This window comes from Acinetobacter rongchengensis, assembly GCF_003611475.1.
Classification (GTDB): domain Bacteria; phylum Pseudomonadota; class Gammaproteobacteria; order Pseudomonadales; family Moraxellaceae; genus Acinetobacter; species Acinetobacter rongchengensis.
Genome location: NZ_RAXT01000194.1, coordinates 1 through 503, shown reverse-complemented (window position 1 = coordinate 503; position 503 = coordinate 1). Strand labels below are relative to the sequence as shown.

1 pseudogene is annotated in these 503 nt (G+C 38.4%); it reads left to right on the top strand.

Annotated features, from left to right (window positions below):
- A pseudogene (locus D7V20_RS19480) lies at nucleotides 1–503 on the top strand (MobA/MobL family protein); the annotation flags it as partial.

Below are 503 nucleotides of genomic sequence, written 5' to 3'. Positions count from 1 at the left end.
TTGATTTAGAAGCTACCTGGCATGAAGGAAGCGCAGTTACAGCCATGAAGCGTAAATACGAGCGTGAACAATTAAAACCAGTTGAAGAGCGAAATCCTGAAATCATCATGCCGACCATTGCCCTAGAAAATAATGCAATCAAGGCTAGAAACGCTGAAAAACAGCAGATTTTAAAAGGATTAGAGCAAGAAATTGTCCTATCAGAAAAGATTTTAGATGGTTTAAAACAACTGGAACGGACTCAAAAAGCAAAAGATCAGCATGAAGCCGAGATTAGAGCCACAAAACAAGCTTATACGGCCACAGAAGCAAAAATACATACAGAACCACCAAAACCTCAAGAAAATCATTTAGAGCGCAAATCAGCGCAATCTAGCCCTATTGCTCAAGACAACTTGATAGGTGATAAAAAAATTGCTGTTCGTCTTTTTGAAACTAAAGTTCACGCTTTAGCTGAAAAAATCCATCGTCAGGAACTAGAAAATCTCAAACAAAAAATGGGG